The following is a 21,943-nucleotide window of genomic DNA, read 5'->3' on the forward strand; positions in this document are numbered from 1 at the left end:
CGCGAAAGCGGAAAATGCCGGAAAATCGGGCCGATTGCAGCGCTGCAGCGCGCCAAGCCCCTGTGACGGCGGCCCGGGAAATGCTAGGAAGGGGCCAGAGGCGGCCCAAGACCGCCGGCAGATCCCAGGCCCATGAGCAGCACCCAGACCCTTGATCTTCCGCCCTCGCGCGCGCTGGACCTGCCCGGTCTGCCGCGGTTTCTGGATGGGCTTCTGTGCAGCGACGGGCAGCTGCGGCTGTTCTTTGGCGGCGGAGCGCAGGCGGCGGGGGTGCAGCCCGCGGGGCTGGCGGGTCTGCGCGAGATTTCGGGCGGGCTGATGGTCACGGGCACGGGCCGCGCCGGCGACTTTCGGCTCAGCCTGGCAGATGGGTCGGGCCTGACCCTGCCGGTGGCGCAGGCGCCAAGTGCGGTGTTCCGCGGCCGCAACGTCTTGCTGCTGATGCGGGTGTCCGAGACGCCCGCGCAACTGGCCGAAAGCCTGGCCTGGCATGCCGGCCGGCATGGCGCCGATGCGGCGCTGGTGGTGAACCGGGCCGCGCCCGCGGCGGAAGGCGGTTTTGCCGAGACGCTGGCGCGGCTTGCGCCCAAGGGCATGGTCCTGCGGGTGATGCAGCTGGCGCAGCCCTCGGGCAAGGCAGAGACAGGCCCCGAGACCCATCCTTTCCTCGCGCCCGATGCGCCGGGCAAGGACCGGATGACACCGCCCGCCCCCGATCCCTGGCTGGCGCCGCTGGACGAGGGCATTCTCTATGAATGGCTGAAATGGCGCCATCTGGCCGAGGCGCGCGCCGTCGTCAGCCTTGAGGCCTGCGATATCCTGCCCGCGCCAGAAGGCGAAGGGATTTTTGATCTGGCGGCGGCCGAAGGCATCGTGCTGCTGGCCGGGCGGCGGGCCTATCCCTGGCGGCTGCGCCCCGGCCGGGCGGCGGGCTTTGGCGACCATATCTGCCGGCCCTTCGATTCCGCCCGCGGGGCGGCCCGCTGGGCCGTGGCGCCAGGCGTGTTGGGGCTGGACAAGACCTGGCGGCAGACCCGCGTGGCCTTCGTACAGCCGGGCAAGGTGCTGCCCTTCTGGCGCTGCATGGCGCTGCGCGTCAACGCAGCCGAAGGCGCGCCCCTGGCGCCCAAGACCGCGCTGATCGAGGAGCCGGACCTTCTGTCCCTGGCCCAGGCTTTGGGCGCGCGGCCCGTGCGCCCCCCCGCCTCGCGGCTGAAGGCGCAGCCCGCGGCGGCCACAACGGGCGACCGGGTTGCCATCGTCACCACGATGAAGAACGAGGGGCCCTTCATCCTGGAATGGCTGGCCTATCACCGGGCGATCGGGGTGACGGATTTCCTGATCTACACCAATGATTGCAGCGACGGCACCGACACGATGCTGCAGATGCTGGAGCGCAAGGGCCTGTGCCTGTGGCGTGAAAACCCGTTTCGCGAAATGGACCTGAAGCCGCAGCATGCCGCCCTTCAGGCCGCCGAGGCCGAACCGATGATGCAAGAGGCCGATTGGGGCATCTGCATGGATGTCGACGAATTCATCGACATCAAGATCGGCGACGGCACACTGAAAGCGCTTTTCACCGCGATGGAGGCGGCGATGCCGGGCGCCAACATGATCGCGCTGACCTGGCGTCTGTTCGGCAATTCCGAGGTCCGCGGCTATGAGGACCGCTTCCTTCTGGACCAGTTCACCCGCTGCGCGCCCGAAGTGGTGCGCAAGCCGCATCAGGCCTGGGGCTTCAAGACGCTGTTTCGCAACATCGAGATCTACAAGAAGCTGGGCGTCCACCGCCCCAAGGGGCTGAAGCCCGATCTCTGGGATCAGGTGCGCTGGCTGAACGGCTCAGGCCAGGCCCTGCCGAAAGAGATGTTCCGCAATGGCTGGCGCTCGACGCTGGAGACCTATGGCTATGACTGGGTGCAGCTGAACCATTACGCCGTGCGCAGCGCCGAAAGCTTTCTGGTCAAGCGCGACCGCGGCCGGGTGAACCATGTCGATCGCGACCAGGGGATGAATTACTGGTTCCGCATGAACCACAACGCGCAGGAAGACCGCTCGATCCAGCGGATGATTCCGGCTTTGCGGGCAGAATGGGACCGGCTGATGGCCGACCCCGAAATTGCCGCGGCCCATGCCCATTCGGTCGCCTGTCACCGCGCCAAGATCGCCGAATTGCGTGCGACCGAGAATTACGAGGCCTTCTATGGCGAATTGACCGGGCCACGGATGGAGAAACTGTGCCGGATGCAGCAGCATTTCGGCTCGGCCGTGTTCAATGCCGGGCCGCAGGTCATTCCCGAAGACCTGCATGACCGCGATCTGCCGGCGGATTTCTTCTTTACCGTCGCCTATGAAGGCGAGGCGCAGCATTGAGGCGGGGGGCGAATTTTCTGCGAAAATTCGGGGCGGCGCGATGCGGGTAAGCCTGTTGTCGACGATGAACGACGAGGGCGCCTTTCTGCTGGACTGGGTTGCCCATCACAAGGCCCTGGGTTTCGACGATCTGGTGATCTGCAGCAATGATTGCAGCGACGGCACCGATGCAATGATCCTGCGCCTGCAAGAGCTGGGCCTGGCCCGCCATCACGCCACGGTCAAGGCCGGCAGCTCGATCCAGCGCGCGGCCTTCCGCCAGGCGCGGGCGCTGCCCGAGATTGCCGGGGCCGATTGGCTGTGGGTCTGCGATGCCGATGAGTATCTGTGCGTCCATTGCGGCGACGGCTCGGTCCGGGCGCTGATCGCCGCGGCCAGCGCCGGGGCGCAGGTGATCTCGGTCCCCTGGCGGGTCTTCGGGCCGGCGGGACGCGTGGCCTATGACGCGGCGCCGGTGAGCGAACAGTTCCTGATGGCCGAGGCCCCGGCGCCGCGTGGCAAGGCCAAGCCCGTCTTCGCGAAATCGCTGTTTCGCGCCCCCGCGCAGGTCGGCCGCATCGGCGTGCATGCGCCTTTGCCGCCCGAAGGCGCGCCCCCCTATCGGCGCGAGGCGCCGGGGCAGCGGCCGACCCGGCCGGGGCAGCCGATGATGGTGCGGGCCGATTACCGGGTGGCGCAGGTCAACCATTACGCGCTGCGCAGCCTGGACAGTTTCCTGGTCAAGCGCGCGCGCGGGCGGGTGAACCATGTCGGCGAGGCGATGGACCTGGCCTATTGGCGCCGCTTCGACCGGGCCGAGGTCGAGGACCGCGCCATCCAGCGCTATGCCCAGGCCAGCGCCGAGTGGCGCGCCCGGCTGCTGGCCGATGCGCCGCTGGCCGCCCTGCACCGCGCCGCCGTGGCCTGGCACCGCGCCCGCATCGCCACCCTGCGCGCAGATCCCGCCACGGCCGCGCTGATCGCCCAGATCGCCGGGGCCGCCTGATGCGCGCGCTGGCCATCGCCACCCTGCGCAACGAGGGCGCCTTCCTGCTGGAATGGCTGGCCCATCACCGCGCCTGCGGCTTTACCGATTTCCTGATCTTCTCGAACGATTGCGACGATGGCACCGACCTTATGCTGGACCGGCTGGCCGAGATGGGTTGGCTGACCCATATCCGCAATCCCGGCCCGCATGAGGAAGGCCCGCAATGGGCGGCGCTGAAGGCGGCCGACCGCCATCCGCTGACCCGCGCCGCCGACTGGGTCCTGGTTCTGGATATCGACGAATTCGTCAATATCCATGCGGGCGACCGCAGCCTGTCGGCGCTGATCGCCGCCCGGCCCGAGGCCACGGCCTTCCCGCTGACCTGGCGGCTGTTCGGCAATGGTGGCGTGGTGCGGCAGGAAGACCGGCCGGTGACCGAGATCTTCCTGCGCGCAGCCCCGCGCGTGCTGCACTGGCCCTGGCGGGCGCTGATGTTCAAGACGCTGTTTCGCAACGATGGCAGCTATCGCAAGCTGGGCGTTCACCGCCCCCGCGCGCCGGTCAAGGACCGGATGGCGGCGCAGGTCTGGATCGACGGCTCGGGCGCGCGCCTGCCCGACAGCTATGCGACGGGGCGGCTGTTTTCCGATCTGGGCGCCGATCATTACGGGCTGGTACAGTTGAACCATTACGCGCTTGGCTCGGCCGAGGGGTTCCTGGTGAAATCCGACCGCGGCCGCGCCAATCGCGAGGCGGCGTCGGCCGATGCCGGCTATTGGATCGAACGCAATTTCGCCGCCGAAGAGGATCGGTCGATCCTGGCGCTGGACAGCGCGGGTTTGCGCGCGGATCTGCTGGCCGATCCGGTTCTGGGGCCCCTGCACCGCGCGGCCTTCGCCTGGCGGCAGGCGCGGTTCGCCGCGCTGATGGCGGAAGAGCCCTGGCGCGCGCTGTTCGGCCGGCTTCTGCTGGCGCCGCCCAGCCGGGTGCTGACGCCCGAGGCGGCGCGGCTGATCTGGTCGCATGGGGTGGCGGCGCGGGGGGCGCAGGCGCGAAACAATCGCGGCTGATTGTACCCGGGACGGCGCCGGGATTCGGGCCTATTCCGCTTGCCCGCCCGGGACTTGGGGGCGAAAATGGCCGGCAGATCCCGCCCCCATCGCGCCCCCTTCCCTGCCCCCCTCTCTACCCCCCGGAACCCCCATGGCCGACGTTCGATCCCCTGCCGCCGGCGCTGCCGAGGACTGGCTTGCCGCCATGGACGCCGTCGCCGATGAGGACGGCTATCTGGAACGGCTGGGCGCGCGGCACTGGGCGTTTTTCGCCGAAACGGGCCCCCGCCTTCTGGTCACCTTCGAACGCGCCGAAGACCTGCGCGCCCGCGACGACCGGATGCCGGCGGCCTGGGCGCTGTGCAAGGCGCGCGGCTGGTCGCTTCTGACCCTGATTGCCGAGGGCGAGACCTTCTGGCGCGACCGTGCGGTCTGGGGCTATCTGGACCGGCTGGTCGATGACGCGTTTTTCGAGGATTTCGACCAGGTGCTGTTCTACGGCGCCGGGCCCGCGGGCTATGCCGCCGCGGCCTATGTGGTGGCCGCCCCCGGCGCGCGGGCGCTGCTGGTGGCGCCGCGCGCCACGCTCGACCCCGATCTGGCACGCTGGGACAGCCGCCACCGCAAGGCGCGCAAGCTGGATTTCACCAGCCGCTACGGCTTTGCCCCCGACATGACCGAGGGCGCCGAGAAGGTCTGGCTGCTGCATGACCCGCTGAACGCCGCCGATGCCGCCCATGCCGCCCTGTTCCGCCGGCCCTGGATCACCCGGCTGAACGCCCGCCGCACCGGCGAGACCACGGAACGTGCGCTGCAGGCGACGGGGCTTCTGGATCCGCTGCTGGACGAGGCGATGGCGGGCACGCTGTCGGCCCTGTCCTGGGCCCGGCACTGGCGGGCGCGGCGCAGCTATCCGGCCTATCTGAAGCAGATCCTGGCCGAGGCGGCCCAGGCCGGCCGCCCCGCGCTTGAGGCGGGGATCTGCCGCTCGGTCACCCAGCGGATGAAGGCGCCGCGCTTTGCCAAGCGGCTGGCCGACCTGACCGGAACCCCGCCCGTCTAAGCCGCTAATTGCTGTAGGAATCGTATAGATTCTGCAGATCGGCGGCGCGCGCCTCGGTCAGCCGGGTCATGCAGCCATAGACCAGCAGCATCTCGGCCGAGCCGCCGCGCATCGCATAGCCCTCGGCCGCGCAGGCGGCATCGCGATAAGTGATCCAGGCGCGCTGCGCCTCGCGCAGCTTGTCGGCCGCCCCCTGCTCACCCTCGGGCAGATCGGCATCCCAGTCCTTCATCAGCTTCATCGCATCGCCATAGGCCGAGTTCAGCCAGGCATCCTGCATCTGCCACTCGGAATGGGCGCAGCCGTTCATATCGGCCTGGGTGACCGGATTTCGGCAATCCAGGCCCTGCGCCTGCGCGGGCAGAGCCAGGGCGGCCAGGGACAGGCCTGCCGCCAGAAGGCAGGAAAGGATCGGGGATCTGGGCATGGAAACTCCTTCAGCGCCGCAACGGGACCGCCGCGCAGTCTGCCCCGGATCGGCACCGGACCCAAGGGCCGATCGGGGCGGGCAGACCTGACCTTGCGGGGGCGGATCGGCGGCTTTTGCCTCTCGCCAAGAAGCGGCGTTTGCGCTAGGCGGGCAGCATGCAAGAGATCACGATCCGCCGGCCAGACGACTGGCATCTTCACCTGCGCGACGGCGCCATGCTGAAGGGCGTTCTGCCCGAAACCGCGCGGCATTTCGCCCGCGCGATCATCATGCCGAACCTGGTGCCGCCGGTGGTGACCGCCGCCGATGCCAGCGCCTATCGCGACCGGATCCTGGCCGCCCTGCCCCCGGGCATGCGTTTTGAACCCCTGATGACGCTGTACCTGACCGAGGGCACCGACCCGGCCGATGTGGCCGCCGCGGCGGCCTCGGGCCTGGTGAAGGCGGTCAAGCTGTATCCGGCCGGGGCCACCACCAATTCGCATGGCGGAGTGCGGGATCTGACCAAGGTCATGGCCGTCCTGGAGAAAATGGCCGAGATCGGCCTGCCCCTTTGCACCCATGGCGAGGTGGTCGATCCCGAGGTCGACATTTTCGACCGCGAGGCGGTGTTCATCGACACCGTTCTCGATCCGCTGCGCCGCCGCCTGCCCGAGCTGCGCCTGGTCATGGAACACATCACCACCGAGGAAGGCGTGGCCTATGCCGCCGCGGGCGGGCCGAACCTGGCCGCGACGATCACCACGCATCACCTGATCATCAACCGCAACCATATTCTGGTGGGCGGGATCAAGCCGCATTACTACTGCCTGCCGGTGGCCAAGCGCGAAAAGCACCGCCTGGCGCTGCGCGCCGCCGCGACCTCGGGCCGGGGCTGCTTTTTCCTGGGCACCGACAGCGCCCCGCATGTCGATGCGCTGAAAGAACATGCCTGCGGCTGCGCCGGATGCTTCACCGCGACCAACACGATGCCCCTCTTGGCGCATGTCTTCGAGGAAGAGGCCGCGCTGGACCGGCTGGAGGCCTTCGCCAGCCTGAACGGTCCGGCCTTCTACCGCCTGCCCGCGAATGAGGCGCGGCTGCGGCTGGTGAAACGCCCCGAGCCCCAGGAATTCCCGGCCAAGATCATCACCGAGGCCGGCCCCGTCACCGTCTTCAACCCCGGCTTCCCCGTGCAGTGGCAGGTGGACAGCTGAGCCCTGATTTTCGTCGAAAATCAGAAGGTTCGAGTTTTCGTCGAAAACTCGTGCCCCGACCCGAAAGGAGCGCCTGATGATCCCAGCCACCTTCCCGCCGAAAGAGGAAATCGCCCGCCTGACCGCCCGCGCCTTCCTGGAAATCGGCGCCGTGCATTTCAACGCGCGCGAGCCCTTCACCCTGGCCTCCGGCCTGCCCTCGCCCACCTATATCGACTGCCGCAAGCTGATCAGCTTCCCGCGCATCCGCAGCATGCTGATGGATTTCCTGGCCGTCACCGTGCTGCGCGAGGCGGGGTTCGAGGCTTTCGACAATATCGCCGGCGGCGAGACCGCGGGCATTCCCTTCGCCGCGCTGGTCGCCGAACGGCTGGCCCTGCCGATGACCTATGTACGCAAGAAGCCCAAGGGCTATGGCCGCAATGCCCGCATCGAAGGCGCGATGACCGAAGGCCAGCGGGTGCTTCTGGTCGAGGATCTGACCACCGATGGCGGCTCGAAACTCTCGTTCGTCGATGCGATCCGCGAGACCGGTGCCACCTGCGGCCACACCGCGGTGATCTTCTATTACGGCATTTTCGACGGGGTCGAGGCGCGGCTGGGCGAGCATGGCGTCAAGCTGATCCATCTCTGCACCTGGTGGGACATGCTGGCCGAGGCCCGCGCGCAAGGGACCTTCGATGCCGAGACGCTGGACGGGGTGGAAGCCTTCCTCAAGGCGCCGCGCGCCTGGCAGGACGCGCGGAAACCCGCCTGACCTGGCGTCAGGCCGGGCGCCGGGTCCGGCCGGGCCCTGTTGAAAGATTGTGGGCAAGTCGCGATTCGCTGCGGCGCGGCTTGTGATCTTTACACGGGGCCACCGCAATCCCTGGTGGAAGACTCGGGCCGAATCCGGTAAACTGCAGCTATCCCCCGGCTTATCCCCTGACTTATCAGCGGTTGCCGCGCGGGACCGATCAGAGCATTCAGGACCCGAGGCGCGCATCGTCAGAAGACGCGCCGGGGGGAAGTTGAGGATCAGGGAATGAGCGAAGTCGCAACCCTGCGGCCGGGTGTTCCGGCCGTTGCCGATGCACCCGGCACCGAGGCGCTGCCGCATAACACCGAAGCCGAACAGCAGCTTCTGGGCGCGATTCTGGTCAACAATGACATCTATGACCGGATCGCCAGCCTGATCCGGTCCGAGCATTTCTTCGACCCCGTCCACCAGCGCATCTTCGAGATCGCCTCGGCGCGGATCCAGAAGAACGCGCTCGCCTCGCCCGTGACGCTGAAGGCCTTCATGGAGGATGATGCGGGGCTGAAGGAACTTGGGGGCCCCGCCTATCTGGCGCGGCTGGCGGGTGCTGCGATCTCGGCCTTCGCCGCGCGCGACTATGCGCAGATGATCTACGACCTGGCGGTGCGGCGTGAGCTGATCCAGCTGGGCCGCGACATTTCCGACAAGGCCGCCAAGGTCGACATCGACAGCGAACCGCGCGAGCAGATCACCGAAGCCGAACAGCGGCTTTACAAGCTGGGCGAACAGGGCGTCGCCGAACGCGGCTTCCAAAGCTTCCTCAAGGCGGTGACCGATGCGGTCAACGTGGCCAATGCCGCCTATCAGCGCGGCGGCGGGCTGGCCGGGATCTCGACCGGGCTGATCGACCTCGACAAGAAGCTGGGCGGCCTGCATGAAAGCGACCTGCTGATCCTTGCCGGGCGCCCCTCGATGGGCAAGACCTCGCTGGCCACCAACATCGCCTTCAACGTGGCCAAGGCCTATCGCCGCGGCCGCAAGCCCGATGGGCATGAGGGCGCGGTGGAAGGCGGCGTCGTGGGCTTCTTCTCGCTGGAAATGAGCGCCGAGCAGCTGGCGGCGCGGATCCTGTCGGAAGCCTCGGAAGTGCCCTCGGAACAGATCCGCCGCGGCGACATGACCGAGACCGAGTTCCGCAAATTCGTCGATGCCGCCAAGGATCTGGAAAGCTGCCCGCTTTACATCGACGACACGCCGGCCCTGCCGATCAGCCAGGTCGCCGCCCGCGCCCGGCGGCTGAAGCGCACCCATGGGCTGGATGTGCTGATGATCGACTATCTGCAACTCTTGAAGGGCTCGTCGAAATCCTCGGAAGCGAACCGGGTGCAGGAAGTCTCGGAAATCACGCAAGGCTTGAAGGCGATCGCGAAAGAGCTGAACATCCCCGTCATCGCGCTGTCGCAGCTGTCGCGCCAGGTCGAAAGCCGCGAGGACAAGCGGCCGCAGCTCAGCGACCTGCGCGAATCCGGCTCGATCGAGCAGGACGCCGATGTGGTGATGTTCGTGTTCCGCGAGGAATATTACAAGGAACGCGAGAAGCCGGCCGATCACGAGCTGGAAAAGATGGCGGCCTGGCAGGAGGTCATGGAGAAATGCCATGGCAAGGCCGAGGTGATCATCGGCAAGCAGCGCCACGGGCCGATCGGCACGGTGGAACTGTCCTTCGAAGGCCGCTTCACCCGCTTCGGCAATCTGGTGCGGCCCTGGCAGGGCGATGGCGGGCCGGACGTCGGGTTCTAACCCTCGGCTTCTCCCCCCCGCCGCCGCGCCCGGCCCTGCGGTCGGCTGCCTCCGGCGGGGATATTTTTGCAGAGAGGAAGGCGACAAAGCCCTTTCCCCTGCGGCCTTCCTCTCTGGAGAAATATCCCGGGGGTGAGGGCGAAGCCCGAGGGGGCAGAGCCCCCTGCGACCGCAAGGTCAGGCGCTACGGCAAGGCACTAGGGCCCGTAGATCGTGACTTCCGGCAGATCGGTCAGCCCGATGCCCAGCGCCTGATAAGCCGACAAGGACATCAGCGCCCCGCCCGTTCCCGGGCGCAGTTCCAGCGCCAGCGACTGGCCGCCCGGCGCCACGACACGGCCCTGAACCGGGGCCGAGACCAGCGCCGTCTGCAGCCAAAGCCCCGGCTCGGCCGGGGCGCCCAGCGCCACCACAGCCTTGCCCAGCGCCTTCTCGCCACCCTTGGCGGGCGCGGCAAGCGCCGCGGCCTTTTCGGCGGCGCTGGTCTGGTCCAGCGCTGCCGGCGCCTGTCCGCCGCCCAGCACGGTGGTCCGCACCGGCGGCGCGATTTCGGTCGCCAGGTCCGAGGCCGGAGCGTCCGGCTTGCGGCCAAGCCCCTGAAGGGCGGAACAGCCGGCCAGGCTCAGCGCGGCAAGAAGAAGAAGCGGGGTTTTCATGCCCCCGACCTTAGTCGGATCGCCCGCGCCCGTCCATCACCGGATTGCCGCTTGTGGCAAAGCCTCGCCGCGCCTACCTTTCAGGGATGAACCCGGCCCCGCTCATCGATCCCTTCGCCCGCGCCATCTCGTATCTGCGGGTCTCGGTCACCGACCGCTGCGATTTCCGCTGCACCTATTGCATGGCCGAACATATGACCTTCCTGCCGAAGGCCGATCTTCTGTCGCTGGAGGAGCTGGACCGGCTGTGTTCCGCCTTCGTGCGGATGGGGGTGGAGAAGCTGCGCATCACCGGGGGCGAGCCCTTGGTGCGCAAGGGCATTCTGACCTTCTTCGAGGCGATGGCGCGGCATCTGCAATCGGGCGCGCTGAAAGAGCTGACGCTGACCACCAATGGCAGCCAGCTGGCGCGCTTCGCCCAGCCGCTGGCCGATCTGGGGGTGCGGCGGATCAATGTCTCGCTGGACACGCTGGATGCGGCGAAATTCGCCAAGATCACCCGCTGGGGCCGGCTGAACCAGGTGCTGGACGGAATTGCCGCGGCGCAGGCGGCGGGGCTGCGGGTCAAGATCAACGCCGTGGCGCTGCAGGGCTTCAACGAGGACGAGTTGATCCCGCTGACCGAATGGTGCGCGCGCCAGGGCCATGACCTGACCTGGATCGAGGTCATGCCGATGGGCGATATCGAACCCGGGCGGCTGGACCAGTATTGGTCGCTGAAGGATCTGCGCGCGCGGCTGGCCGAATGCTACACGCTGACCGATCTGGCCGAGCGCACGGGCGGGCCCGCCCGCTATGTGCGGCTGGAGGAAACCGGCCAGAAGGTCGGCTTCATCACGCCCTTGACCCATAATTTCTGCGAAAGCTGCAACCGGGTGCGGCTGACCTGCACGGGCGAGTTGTACATGTGTCTGGGCCAGGAAGACATGGCCGATCTGCGCGCGCCGCTGCGCGCCAGCCCCGACAGCGATGCCCCGGTCGAGGCCGCGATCCGCGCCGCCATCGCGCGGAAACCCAAGGGTCATGATTTCGACTATTCGCGCCAGGCGATCCGCGGCCAGATGTCCCGCCACATGAGCCATACCGGCGGCTGACGCCCGGGCCGGGGAACCGGCGGGCTGCGGCGGTCGTTCACCGTTCCCGCAGCCGCGAAAGGACCAGGCCATGACCATTCCGCGCAACACGATCTGCCTGTGGTATGACAAGGACGCGGAAGACGCCGCGCGTTTCTATGCCCAGACCTTTCCCGACAGCGCGGTAACGGGGGTCTTCCACGCGCCGGGCGATTTTCCCGGCGGCAAGGCGGGCGATGTGCTGACAGTGACCTTCACCGTCCTCGGCATTCCCTGCATCGGCCTGAACGGCGGCCCGGTCTTTGCGCAGAGCGAGGCCTTTTCCTTCCAGATCGCCACCGACACCCAGGAAGAAACCGACCACTACTGGACGGCGATCACCGGCAATGGCGGGCAGGAAAGCGCCTGTGGCTGGTGCAAGGATCGCTGGGGGCTGAACTGGCAGATCACGCCGCGCGTCCTGACCGAAGCCATGGCCCAGGGCGGAGCAGCGGCGCAGCGTGCCTTTGCCGCGATGATGGAGATGCAGAAGATCGACATCGCGAAGATCGAGGCCGCCATCCGCGGTTAGGCGGCGGCCCCGACCCGGCGCTTATTCCGCCTCGTTCGCGGGCTTGGCGTTCAATTGGCCGTACATCTGCGGCCCGATATCGTCCATCAGGCCCAGCTGGGTCTCGATGAAGTCGATATGACCTTCCTCATCGGCCAGCAATTCGTCGAACAGCGCGCGGCTGACGTAATCGCCCACCTCGTCGCAATGGCGCCGCGCCTCGATATACAGTTTGCGCGCGTCATGTTCGCCCGCGAGATCGGCTTCCAGCGTCTCGCGCAGGTTTTGGCCGATGCGCAGCGGATCCAGCTTTTGCAGATTCGGGTGGCCTTCCAGGAAGATGATCCGCGCGATCAGCTTGTCGGCGTGATTCATTTCCTCGATCGATTCGGCGCGGCTCTTTTCGGCGATGCGGCCGTAGCCCCAATCTTCCTGCAGACGGTAATGCAGCCAATACTGGCTGACCGCCGTCAATTCAGAGCGCAGCGCCGCGTTCAGATAGTCGATGACCTTCGGATCGCCCTTCATGGCTCTCCCCCTTTTCTCTGCGAAGCACCGGTATGCGGCTGGGCCCTTCGGCCGTGGCTACTGCGAAACTCGCACAGCCGCGCATGGTGTCAAGGAAAAGGGGCAGGCAGCCGCCGCAATCGGCGCGCTTGCCCAGGGCGCGATAGACCTTGCCGGGGGTGATGATCGTCCTGGCATCCGCCGCGCGCATCCAGTCGACAGCCGCCAGAATGTCGCGGTCGGAAATGCCCATGCAGTGACAGACGATCATCCGATGCCCCTATTTGGTCAGGATCAGCTTGCCCTGGCGGGTGATCCGCAGCGTGTAGATCTGCCCGTCGAGCAGGATCTTCGCCAGGCTGCCGCCTTCGGTCAGCACGCGGGCCTCATGCACCGGCGTCGCATCCGCGGTCAGCCAGGGGGTCAGCATCGGTTCGGGGCGCATGTTCATTGATCCGCCCTCCGCGCCGAGGCCGCCACGCTGCGGTCGATCAGCGCCTCGATCAGCGCCACAGGAAAAACCCCCGCCGAAGGCGTCAGGTCCGACAGAAGATCGGCCAGCGGATGGCTCCGCCCTGCCCTTTGGGTCTGCGTCATCACTATGCTCCATTGCGTCTCGGGACAGTTCGGGCCGGGCTCGCCCGAGACGGGCATGGCTGGGCATTTGCGTAATTCCTGACTGAATCACTCCTGATTGTCAATCCCGACTAAAAGACTTTGAAATTTTGCACGGGCGGGCGGCCGCTGATCGGTTCCCCCGGCGTCGGAGACCCGGCCTAGACGCCCGGCCAGACCCCGATCACCGGCGCATGCAGATGCCAGATCGCGCCCCAAAGGATCAGCCACAGCACAAGCCGCCGCCACGAGGGCGCGCCGCGCGGGCGCCAGCGGCCCAGGACCAAGGCCGCCAGCGGCAGCGCGGCGGTATGGGCGGCAAGACGGGGCCAGTCGGCCCCCAGGCGGCGGCGCGCCTTGGCCTCGGCCACGACCAGGCCCAGCGCGGCAAAGGCCAGCAGCGGGCCGAACAGCAAGAGATGCGCCAGATCGCCATTCACCAACCCATGCACCAGCGCCCAAAGCAGCATCGCCCAAAGCAAGGGCTGCCGCGTCACCCCGGCAATGCCGGGCCGGGCGGGGTCAAAGCCGCGGGCCTGGCCCTCGAAGGCGAAAGGGTTGGGCGCGGCAATGCCGAAACAGCCCAGTGCCAGCACCGCCGGCATGACCAGATTCGCCGCCCAGCGCATCCAGATCTGCTGGTCCCAGACCGGCACGAAGGGGGCGCGCCCGGCCGCCGCAATCGCCCAGGCAAACAGCAGCAGCGACAGCGCCGAATAGGCCAGAAGATAGGGCCGCCGCCCCAGCCGCGCGATCAGCGCCGCCCGCAGCGCCGGCCGCCCCGGCACAAGATGCGCGCCCAGAAACAACCCCATCGCCAGCGTGAATTCCGCCCAGTCCTGCATTCCCGTCCCTCCTGTCGGGGCTGGCGCTTCGCGCCGGCCTGTGTTCCTCTCTGCGCGGAACCCCGATCATGCCGCAAGCCCTTGCCGACGACCTTCTTTCGCTTCCGCCGCCGCAGCTTGCCCCTGCGGCGCTTCTGGCACTGGTCCAGGCGCAGTGGGGCCTGACCGGCCAGCTGACGCCCCTGACGGCGGAACGCGACCTGAACCACCGGCTTGACACCGGCGCCGGGCGCTATGTGGTGAAACTGGCAAATGCGGCCGAGCCCGAGGCGATGACCGCCTTTCAAAGCGGCGCGCTGCAGCATGCCGCCGCGGTCGATCCCGGCCTGCCGATCCCGCATCTGCTGCCCACGCGCGCCGGCGCGCCCTGGCTGACGCTGCCTCAGGGGCGGCTGCGGCTGCTGACCTGGCTGGACGGGCAGCCGGCGGCGCTGGCGCCGCGCAGCCCGGCCCAGGCACGGGCGAGCGGCGCGGTGGCGGGGCGGCTTGCGCGGGCCCTGGCGGGCTATGATCCGGCCGGCGCCGATCCGGTGATCCTGTGGGACATCCAGCGCCTGCCGCGGCTGGCCGCGCTTCTGCCCGAACTGGGCGATGCCGGCCTGCGCGACGCCGCCCGCGCCTTCATCGCCGATTTCGAAACCCGCGTGGCGCCGCGGCTGGCCCGCCTGCCGCGGCAGGTCTGCCACAATGATTTCAACCCGCACAACCTGCTGACCGATCCCGAAGACCCGAGCAGGATCGCCGGGGTGATCGACTTCGGCGACATGGTGGTGACGCCGCGGATCTGCGATCTGGCGGTGGCCTGCGCCTATCAGGTCGACCCGGCCGATCCTGTGGCAGGGCCGCGGGCGCTGGTCGCGGGCTATGCCACCGCCCAGACCCTTCTGCCCGAGGAACTGGCGCTTCTGCCCGATCTGATCGCCGCGCGGATGCTGACCAGCCTGGTGATCTCGACCTGGCGCGCCGCCCGCTACCCGCAGAACGCCGCCTATATCCTGCGCAATGCGCCCAATGCCACGGCGGGGCTGGCCGCGCTGAAGGCGCTGCCGGCCGGCGCCATGGTGGAAGCGCTGGAAAAGGCCGCCCAGCCCAAGGTGCCGCAATGACCCGCCCGCCCGTCCCGACCATGGTGAATGCCTATGCGCCCGGCGCCGATCTGCCGGCGGAAACCGCCGCGCTGATCGACCGCCGCACCCGGGTTCTGGGCCCGGCCTACCGGCTGTTCTACGAAAAACCCCTGTATCTGGTGCGCGGCGAAGGCGTCTGGCTGTATGACGCCGAAGGCCGGCGTTATCTGGACGCCTATAACAACGTGGCCGCCGTCGGCCATTGTCACCCTCGCGTCGTGGCGGCCATGGCGGCACAGGCCGGGGTGCTGGCCACCCATACCCGCTATCTGCACGAGACGGTGCTCGACTATGCAGAACGCCTGCTGGCGCATTTCCCGCCCGCCCTGTCGCAGGTCATGTTCACCTGCACCGGCTCCGAGGCGAATGACCTGGCCTATCGCATCGCCCGCGCCGCGACCGGCGGCACCGGGGTGATCGTGACCGACAATGCCTATCACGGGGTGACGCTGGCCACGGCCGAGATGTCGATGTCGATCGGCCCCGCCGTGGCGCCGGGCCCTGCGGTCTTCGCCATCCCAGCGCCCTCGCCCGCCAATTACCCGGAGGGCATCGCGCAGGGTTTTGCCGCCGCGGTGACCGAGGCCTGCCGGAAGATGCGCGCCGCCGGGATCAGGCCGGCGCTGCTGATCGCCGACACGGTGTTTTCCTCGGACGGGCTGTGGCTGGACCCGCCGGGCTTCCTGGCCGCGGCGGCGGCGGCGATCCGGGCCGAGGGCGGGCTGTTTCTGGCCGATGAGGTGCAGCCGGGCTTTGGCCGCACCGGCGGGCAGATGTGGGGCTTCCAGCGCCACGGCGTGACGCCCGACATGGTGTCGCTGGGCAAGCCCATGGGCAATGGCTATCCGGTGGCGGGGCTGGTCCTGCAGCCGCAGGTCGTGGCGGAATTCGGCGCGAAATCGCGCTATTTCAACACCTTCGGCGGCAATGCCGTGGCGGCCGCCACGGCGCTGGCCGTGCTGTCGGTGATCGAGGAGGAAGGCCTGATGCAGAATGCCGCCGCCACCGGCGCGCTCTTCCGCGACGGGCTGGCCGCGCTTGCCGCCGAAGACGACCGCCTGGGCCAGATCCGCGCCGCCGGCCTGTTCCTGGCCCTGGACGTGCTGCAGGACGGCGCCCCCGCCCCGCGCGAAGCCGCCCGCATCGTCAACAGGTTGCGCGATCGCGGTGTGCTGATCTCGGCCACCGGACCCCTGGGCCATGTGCTGAAGATCCGCCCGCCTCTGCCCTTCGGCCCCGACCATGTGGCGATCTTCCTGCAGGCGCTGCGCGAGACCCTGGCGGCGTAAGGGGGCGCTGCCCCCTCGGCCTGCGGCCTCACCCCCGGGATATTTTTGCAGAGAGGAAGGCAAAGCGGCATGCCCTTCCTCTCTGTACAAATATCCCGGGGGCCCGGGGGCAGAGCCCCCGGCGGTCAGCCCAGCGCGTAGCCGGCACCGCGGACAGTGCGGACCGGGTCTTCGCCGCCGAATTGCATCAGGCTTTTGCGCAGGCGCCCGACATGGACATCAACGGTGCGGGTATCGACATAGATGTCGCGGCCCCAGACCCGGTCCAAGAGCTGTTCACGGCTCCAGACCCGGCCGGGCTTTTCCATCAAGGTGGTCAGCAGGCGAAACTCGGTCGGGCCAAGCCGCAGCACCTTGTCGGCGCGGTAGACCCGGTGGGTTTCGGGGTCGAGCCGGATATCGTCGAATTCCAGCACCACCCCCGCGGTCGAGGGCCGCACGCGGCGCAATTGCGCGCGGGTGCGGGCCATCAGTTCCAGAACCGAATAGGGCTTGATCACATAGTCATCGGCGCCGGTTTCCAGGCCGCGGATCCGGTCGACCTCTTCGGCGCGGGCCGACAGCATGATGATCGGGATCCCCCGCGTCTCGGGCCGCATCTTCAGCCGCCGGCAGACCTCGATCCCCGACAGTTTCGGCATCATCCAGTCAAGAATGATGATATCGGGCGCCTCTTCCTCGACCAGGATCAGCGCATCCTCGCCATTGTCGGCCGAAACCACCCGGAAGCCTTCGGCATCGAGATTGTAGGACAGGACCTCGCGCTGCGCGGGTTCGTCCTCGACCAGAAGCACTGTGGGCCTGCTGTCTTGCGCCATGCCGCGTTCCCCTTTCCGACCGTCAGTCCACCGACTCGCCAAGCGAATCGAATTTCGGCCGATCGTCGGCAGGCAGCTGGCCATCGACCAGATAGATCACCTGCTCGGCAATGCCGGTGGCATGATCGCCCACGCGCTCGATGTTCTTGGCGATGAAATGCAGATGCATGCAGGCCGAGATCGTGCGCGGGTCTTCCAGCATATAGGTCAGGAACTGGCGGAACAGCGCATTGTACATCTGGTCCACTTCCTGATCGCGACGGCGCACCTCTTTCGCCTTCTCGACATCGCGGGCGATATAGGCGTCCAGCGCATCCGACAGCTGCGAGACCACGGTCTTGGCCATCCGCCGCACCGCGCCCGGCGCGCCATTCACCGGCGACATCTGCATCAGGACCAGGCTGCGCTTGGCCAGGTTCTTGGCGTAATCGCCCGACCGTTCCAGCGCCGCCGCCATCCGCATCACCGTCAGCACGGTGCGCAGATCGGTGGCCGTGGGCGCGCGCAGCGCGATGACGCGGGCGCAATCGGTCTGGATCAGCTCTTCCAGCGCGTCGATTGCCGCATCGCCCGCGCGGACCTGTTCGGCCAGCACCTCATCGCGGCGTTCCAGCGCTTCGGCCGCATCGAGAAGCGCCTTCTCGACCAGACCGCCCATCTTCATCACCTGGGCCTGCACCGCTTCCAGATCGCGGTCGAAAGCAGAGACGATATGTTGTTCCATTCTTCTGTCCCCTGCGATCAGCCGATGCGGCCGGAAATGTAGGATTCGGTCCTGGGATCGACCGGATTGGTGAAGATCGTGGTCGTGTCGCCATATTCCACCAGATTGCCCAGGTGGAAGAAGGCGGTCTTCTGGCTGACCCGCGCGGCCTGCTGCATCGAATGGGTCACGATCACCACCGAGAAATTCGCGCGCAATTCGTCGATCAGCTCTTCGACCTGCGCCGTGGCGATCGGGTCCAGCGCCGAGCAGGGTTCGTCCATCAGCAAGACTTCGGGCGAGGTCGCCACCGCCCGCGCGATGCACAGCCGCTGCTGCTGGCCGCCCGACAGGCCGGTGCCGGGGGCTGCAAGCCGGTCCTTCACCTCGTTCCACAGCGCGGCCTTCTTCAGGCTGGATTCGACCACCTCATCCAGTTCCGCCTTGTTGCGCACCAGCCCGTGGATGCGCGGGCCGTAAGCCACATTGTCGTAGATCGACTTCGGGAAGGGGTTGGGCTTCTGGAACACCATCCCCACCTTGGCGCGCAGTTGCACCGGGTCCACCCGCACATCGCGGATGTCTTCGCCATCAAGCAGGATCTTGCCCTCGACCCGGCAGATCGGGATCGTGTCGTTCATCCGGTTGAGGCAGCGCAGGAAGGTGGATTTCCCGCAGCCCGAGGGGCCGATGAAGGCCGTCACCGCCTTGTCGAGAATGTCGACCGAGACATCCTTGATGGCATGGGTGTCGCCGTAATAGACCTGCACGTCGCGCGCGGTGATCTTGGCCTGATTGGTCTGCACGGTCCGCTCCGTGATCCGCATGTCGTTCATGTTCATACTCGCTTTTCCCGTGTGGCCCTACCAGCGGCGCTCGAACTTGCGGCGCAGCAGGATGGCAGAGACATTCATGATCAGAAGGAAGACCAGCAGCACGATGATCGCCCCGTTCGACCGCTCGATGAAGGCCGGGTCCGAGCGCGAGGCCCAGCTGTAGACCTGCACCGGCAGGGCGGTGGCCGGATCGCCGAAGCCGTCCAGCGGCGCGCCGGGGTAATTGTCGACGAAGGCGACCATGCCGATCAGCAGAAGCGGCGCGGTTTCGCCCAGGGCGCTGGCCAGGCCCAGGATCGCGCCGGTCAGGATGCCGGGCATGGCCAAGGGCAGCACATGGTGGAACACCGTCTGCATCCGCGAGGCGCCGACGCCCAGTGCGGCATCGCGGATCGAGGGCGGCACCGCCTTGATCGCCGAGCGGGTGGCAATGATGATCGTGGGCATGGTCATCAGGCTGATCACCAGCGCGCCGACCAGCGACGAGGATTGCGGGAATTCCATGAAGTTGATGAAGACCGCAAGCCCCAGGATCCCGAAGACGATCGACGGCACCGCCGCCAGATTGGCGATGTTGACCTCGATCAGGTCGGTCCAGCGGTTCTTGGGGGCGAATTCCTCAAGATAGATGCTGGCGGCCACGCCAACGGGCACGCACATCACCGCCACCATCAGCATCATGTACAAGGAACCCACCAGCGCCACGCCCAGACCCGCGGCTTCGGGCCGCTGGTCCGAGGCATCGGGAAGGGTCAGGAATTGCAGGTTCAGCTTCTTGGCCAGCATGCCCGCCGCGATCAGCTTGTCGGCCAGGACCAGCTGCTCGGGCGTCACATTGCCGTCGCGCTGCGCCGTGTCCATGGTGACGCGGCCCTTCAGATAGCCGTCGATCCGCCCGCCGGCCAGCACCGTGACCTCGATCGTCTTGCCCAGCAGCGACGGGTCGGCCAGAACCTGTGCCCGCAGCTGGCCCGGCGCATCCTTCGAGATCATCGCGGCCGCGTCCTTTTCCGACGCCTCGCCCAGGTCGATCCCCTTGGCCTGCAGCGCGGCCAGGAACGAGGCCGTCAGCACCTTGCCATAGCCGATGGTGGTCACCTTGGCCATTTCGTCGCGATTGCCATTGCCCTTGGGGTCAAGGACGCTGGCATCCAGCGTGACCGGGAAGGTCAGCTTGGCCTGCACGAAGGCCGAGGTGCCGTCGCGCACGATGATGAACAGCATCAGGGCCAGGATCGCCAGGCTGACCGCGATCGCCGCGATGCCGTAATACTTGAACCGTGCCTCGACCCGGTTCCGGCGCTTCATCTCGGGCGAAGCGATCAGGATCGACCGCCGCGTCCTGCCCAGGGGGCTGCTGCCCGCTGCCGAAAGATCGGTCATTCATATTGCTCCCGGTAGGTGCGCACGATCCAGAGCGCAAACACGTTCAGCCCCAGGGTGATGACGAACAGCGTAATCCCCAGCGCGAAGGCGACCAGCGTTTCGGGGGCCGCGAAATCGGTGTCGCCGGTCAGCTGGCCCACGATCTTGACGGTCATCGTGGTCATGGCTTCGAAGGGGTTGAGGCTCAGCTTCGCCGCCGCCCCCGCGCCCATGGTCACGATCATCGTCTCGCCGATGGCCCGGCTGGCGGCCATCAGCACCGCCCCCATGATCCCCGGCAGGGCCGCGGGCAGGATCACCTGCTTGACGGTTTCCGATTTGGTGGCGCCGATGCCGAAGCTGCCATCGCGCAAGCTTTGCGGCACCGAGTTGATGATGTCGTCCGAAAGCGACGAGATGAAGGGGATGTTCAGGATCCCGATCACGATCCCCGCCGTCATCACCGAAGACCCCGAATTGCCCAGGCCCAGCGGCTGGGCAAAGTAATCGCGCAGGAAGGGCCCCACCGTGATCAGCGCGAACAGGCCGAAGACCACGGTCGGGATGCCGGCGATCACCTCGATCAGCGGCTTCACCCAGGCGCGCACCCGCTTTGACGCATATTCCGCCAGGTAGATCGCGGCGAACAGGCCCAGAGGCACCGCAACCACCATCGAGATCAGGGTGATGTACAGCGTGCCCCACAGAAGCGGCAGGAAGCCCAGCTGCGAGCCGCCGCGGAAATTCGGGCTCCAGGTCAGGCCGAAGAAGAATTCGGTGAAGGGATACTGGCGGAAGAAGTTCACGCTTTCGCTGAACAGCGACCAGATGATGCCCACCGTGGTCAGGATCGCGATGGTCGAGGCCAGCATCAAGAGGCCCAGCATCACGCGTTCCACCCGGTTGCGGGCCCAGAGGTCGGGCTTGGTCACGGCCAGGGCGTAGATCAGGCCCAGGACCGCGACGGCGATGACGACGATCATCCGCCACAGCGCGAATTGCGCGGTGATCTCGCGGTATTCCTGGGCGGCCGACAGCACATCATGCGTCACGGCCGAGCCCAGCGCCACGCCGACCCGCGCCAGCTTGTCGCGCACATCGGTGAATTCGGTGCGCAGCATGGACGCTTCGTTTTCGGTCATCTGCCCGCCCGCGACCGCGGCATCAAGGCCCGCCGCCAGACGGCGGACATCGGCCATGGTCAGTTCCAGCGCCGTGGGATCGGCGGTCATCGCGGCGGGCAGCGTGTCGGTCACCGCGCGCTGGACGATGATCGGCTGGGCGATCACCCAGAGGATCATCAGCAGCACCGCCGGCAGAAGCGACATCAGCGCTGCATGCCAGCCGTAATAGGCGGGCAGAGAATGCAGCAGTTTCGGGTTGCCGCCCGCCCGCGCCAAGGCGCGCCGCCGGCCCAGCACGAAGCCGGCAGCCGCGATCGCGGCCAGGATCAGAAGAAGAAGAAGGACCGTCATGACACCGTCCGCTTGGGGTTGATCGGGCCCGATTCCCGGGCCCGTCCGTTCTGCGGTGGTGATGCTGCGGTTTTGTAACCCGCGTGTGACAGTTTCGCGAAATCCCGGCGTCGCGGCCGGGTGCAAGCGGCCGGGTGCAAGCGGGCAGCGTCAGGCCTTGGCCAGCAAGGCCTCGATTTCGGCGCGCGACGGCATGGCGCCCGCCGTGCCGGGCCGGGTCACGCTGATCGCGGCCGTGGCGCTGGCAAAGCGCAGGGCGGCCTCGATCTTCTGGCCTTCCGACAGGGCCACCGCCAGGCCGCCGTTGAAGGCATCGCCCGCGCCGGTGGTCTCAGTGACCGGCCCGGCCTTTAGCGCCGGCACATGCAGGCAGCGCGCGCGGTCGCGGTACAGCGCGCCTTGCGCGCCCAGCGTGATCACCACCGCCCCCCCCCCGGCCGCAATCGCCGCGCGCAGGCCAGCAT

The 21,943-nt window shown here is 67.7% G+C and carries 24 protein-coding genes; 11 read left to right on the plus strand and 13 right to left on the minus strand.

Going from position 1 to position 21,943, the window contains the following annotated elements; translation table 11 throughout:
• Positions 1–132: 132 nt before the first annotated feature.
• From K1Y73_RS03890 to K1Y73_RS03905, 4 genes are all read left to right on the plus strand, one after another.
• Positions 133–2,373, plus strand: coding sequence for a glycosyltransferase family 2 protein (locus K1Y73_RS03890; RefSeq protein ID WP_225026607.1), 2,241 nt, complete (start codon positions 133–135; stop codon positions 2,371–2,373).
• Positions 2,374–2,413: 40 nt separating this feature from the next.
• Positions 2,414–3,358, plus strand: coding sequence for a glycosyltransferase family 2 protein (locus K1Y73_RS03895; protein ID WP_225026608.1), 945 nt, complete (start codon positions 2,414–2,416; stop codon positions 3,356–3,358).
• Positions 3,358–4,410: a glycosyltransferase family 2 protein gene (locus K1Y73_RS03900; protein WP_225026609.1), complete on the plus strand. Its 1,053-nt coding sequence runs from the start codon at positions 3,358–3,360 to the stop codon at positions 4,408–4,410. Before K1Y73_RS03895 ends, K1Y73_RS03900 begins: the two co-directional genes overlap by 1 nt.
• 133 nt (positions 4,411–4,543) lie before the next feature.
• A complete protein-coding gene (locus K1Y73_RS03905; protein WP_225026610.1) occupies positions 4,544–5,455 on the plus strand; it encodes a hypothetical protein in 912 nt (303 codons plus the stop codon).
• Between the two features lie 4 nt (positions 5,456–5,459).
• Here K1Y73_RS03905 and K1Y73_RS03910 read toward each other — a convergent pair whose 3' ends face one another.
• Positions 5,460–5,882, minus strand: coding sequence for a lysozyme inhibitor LprI family protein (locus K1Y73_RS03910; protein WP_225026611.1), 423 nt, complete (start codon positions 5,880–5,882; stop codon positions 5,460–5,462).
• A 158-nt stretch (positions 5,883–6,040) separates the two neighbouring features.
• Between K1Y73_RS03910 and pyrC the strand changes: the two genes are divergently transcribed.
• The 3 genes from pyrC (at position 6,041) to K1Y73_RS03925 (ending at position 9,620) form a co-directional block, all read left to right on the plus strand.
• Positions 6,041–7,081 (plus strand): dihydroorotase, encoded by a 1,041-nt coding sequence (pyrC, locus tag K1Y73_RS03915; RefSeq protein WP_225026613.1) that lies wholly within the window; start codon positions 6,041–6,043, stop codon positions 7,079–7,081.
• Positions 7,082–7,157: 76 nt separating this feature from the next.
• Positions 7,158–7,838, plus strand: a complete 681-nt coding sequence (locus tag K1Y73_RS03920; protein ID WP_225026614.1) for an orotate phosphoribosyltransferase — start codon at positions 7,158–7,160, stop codon at positions 7,836–7,838.
• A gap of 267 nt (positions 7,839–8,105) precedes the next feature.
• Positions 8,106–9,620, plus strand: a complete 1,515-nt coding sequence (locus K1Y73_RS03925) for a replicative DNA helicase (RefSeq protein WP_225026616.1) — start codon at positions 8,106–8,108, stop codon at positions 9,618–9,620.
• Between the two features lie 197 nt (positions 9,621–9,817).
• On the opposite strand, the gene K1Y73_RS03930 is transcribed toward K1Y73_RS03925, so the two are convergent.
• On the minus strand, positions 9,818–10,276 hold the full coding sequence (locus tag K1Y73_RS03930) for a hypothetical protein (RefSeq protein WP_225026618.1): 459 nt from the start codon (positions 10,274–10,276) through the stop codon (positions 9,818–9,820).
• Between the two features lie 86 nt (positions 10,277–10,362).
• On the opposite strand from K1Y73_RS03930, the gene moaA reads away from it, so the two are divergent.
• Positions 10,363–11,370 carry a GTP 3',8-cyclase MoaA gene (gene moaA, locus K1Y73_RS03935; protein WP_225026620.1) on the plus strand — a complete coding sequence of 336 codons (1,008 nt, stop codon included), beginning with the start codon at positions 10,363–10,365 and terminating at the stop codon, positions 11,368–11,370.
• A 70-nt stretch (positions 11,371–11,440) separates the two neighbouring features.
• The gene (locus K1Y73_RS03940; protein ID WP_225026622.1) at positions 11,441–11,920 is read left to right on the plus strand and encodes a VOC family protein; all 480 of its coding nucleotides are present in this window, start codon (positions 11,441–11,443) and stop codon (positions 11,918–11,920) included.
• Between the two features lie 21 nt (positions 11,921–11,941).
• On the opposite strand, the gene bfr is transcribed toward K1Y73_RS03940, so the two are convergent.
• The 5 genes from bfr to K1Y73_RS03965 form a co-directional block, all read right to left on the minus strand.
• The gene (gene bfr / locus K1Y73_RS03945; protein WP_225026624.1) at positions 11,942–12,427 is read right to left on the minus strand and encodes a bacterioferritin; all 486 of its coding nucleotides are present in this window, start codon (positions 12,425–12,427) and stop codon (positions 11,942–11,944) included.
• Complete coding sequence (locus K1Y73_RS03950) at positions 12,375–12,677, minus strand: (2Fe-2S)-binding protein (protein WP_225026626.1); 303 nt, start codon at positions 12,675–12,677, stop codon at positions 12,375–12,377. Before K1Y73_RS03950 ends, bfr begins: the two co-directional genes overlap by 53 nt.
• Before the next feature lie 9 nt (positions 12,678–12,686).
• Positions 12,687–12,836: a hemin uptake protein HemP gene (gene hemP / locus K1Y73_RS03955; protein ID WP_225026645.1), complete on the minus strand. Its 150-nt coding sequence runs from the start codon at positions 12,834–12,836 to the stop codon at positions 12,687–12,689.
• 17 nt (positions 12,837–12,853) lie between these two features.
• Positions 12,854–13,003 carry a hypothetical protein gene (locus K1Y73_RS03960; RefSeq protein ID WP_225026628.1) on the minus strand — a complete coding sequence of 50 codons (150 nt, stop codon included), beginning with the start codon at positions 13,001–13,003 and terminating at the stop codon, positions 12,854–12,856.
• A 179-nt stretch (positions 13,004–13,182) separates the two neighbouring features.
• The gene (locus K1Y73_RS03965; RefSeq protein WP_225026630.1) at positions 13,183–13,866 is read right to left on the minus strand and encodes an NnrU family protein; all 684 of its coding nucleotides are present in this window, start codon (positions 13,864–13,866) and stop codon (positions 13,183–13,185) included.
• 68 nt (positions 13,867–13,934) lie between these two features.
• Here K1Y73_RS03965 and K1Y73_RS03970 point away from each other — a divergent pair, with 68 nt between their 5' ends.
• The gene (locus tag K1Y73_RS03970; RefSeq protein ID WP_225026631.1) at positions 13,935–14,972 is read left to right on the plus strand and encodes a phosphotransferase; all 1,038 of its coding nucleotides are present in this window, start codon (positions 13,935–13,937) and stop codon (positions 14,970–14,972) included.
• The gene (locus tag K1Y73_RS03975; protein ID WP_225026633.1) at positions 14,969–16,282 is read left to right on the plus strand and encodes an aspartate aminotransferase family protein; all 1,314 of its coding nucleotides are present in this window, start codon (positions 14,969–14,971) and stop codon (positions 16,280–16,282) included. The genes K1Y73_RS03970 and K1Y73_RS03975 overlap by 4 nt, the downstream gene beginning before the upstream one ends.
• A gap of 125 nt (positions 16,283–16,407) precedes the next feature.
• Here the strand turns inward: K1Y73_RS03975 and phoB are convergent, their stop codons facing one another.
• From phoB to K1Y73_RS04005, 6 genes are all read right to left on the minus strand, one after another.
• Positions 16,408–17,100, minus strand: coding sequence for a phosphate regulon transcriptional regulator PhoB (gene phoB / locus K1Y73_RS03980; RefSeq protein WP_225026635.1), 693 nt, complete (start codon positions 17,098–17,100; stop codon positions 16,408–16,410).
• A 22-nt stretch (positions 17,101–17,122) separates the two neighbouring features.
• Entirely contained in the window at positions 17,123–17,824 is a 702-nt protein-coding gene (phoU, locus tag K1Y73_RS03985) for a phosphate signaling complex protein PhoU (RefSeq protein ID WP_225026636.1), read from the minus strand.
• A gap of 17 nt (positions 17,825–17,841) precedes the next feature.
• Positions 17,842–18,639, minus strand: a complete 798-nt coding sequence (pstB, locus tag K1Y73_RS03990; RefSeq protein ID WP_225026646.1) for a phosphate ABC transporter ATP-binding protein PstB — start codon at positions 18,637–18,639, stop codon at positions 17,842–17,844.
• Positions 18,640–18,666: 27 nt separating this feature from the next.
• The gene (gene pstA, locus K1Y73_RS03995) at positions 18,667–20,022 is read right to left on the minus strand and encodes a phosphate ABC transporter permease PstA (RefSeq protein WP_225026637.1); all 1,356 of its coding nucleotides are present in this window, start codon (positions 20,020–20,022) and stop codon (positions 18,667–18,669) included.
• Positions 20,019–21,479, minus strand: coding sequence for a phosphate ABC transporter permease subunit PstC (pstC, locus tag K1Y73_RS04000; RefSeq protein WP_225026638.1), 1,461 nt, complete (start codon positions 21,477–21,479; stop codon positions 20,019–20,021). Before pstC ends, pstA begins: the two co-directional genes overlap by 4 nt.
• A 150-nt stretch (positions 21,480–21,629) precedes the next feature.
• Positions 21,630–21,943: PfkB family carbohydrate kinase (locus tag K1Y73_RS04005; protein ID WP_225026639.1), on the minus strand; the 314-nt coding region annotated here is incomplete at its 5' end.

The organism is Xinfangfangia pollutisoli (assembly GCF_020179405.1).
In the GTDB taxonomy this organism is placed as follows: domain Bacteria; phylum Pseudomonadota; class Alphaproteobacteria; order Rhodobacterales; family Rhodobacteraceae; genus Pseudogemmobacter; species Pseudogemmobacter pollutisoli.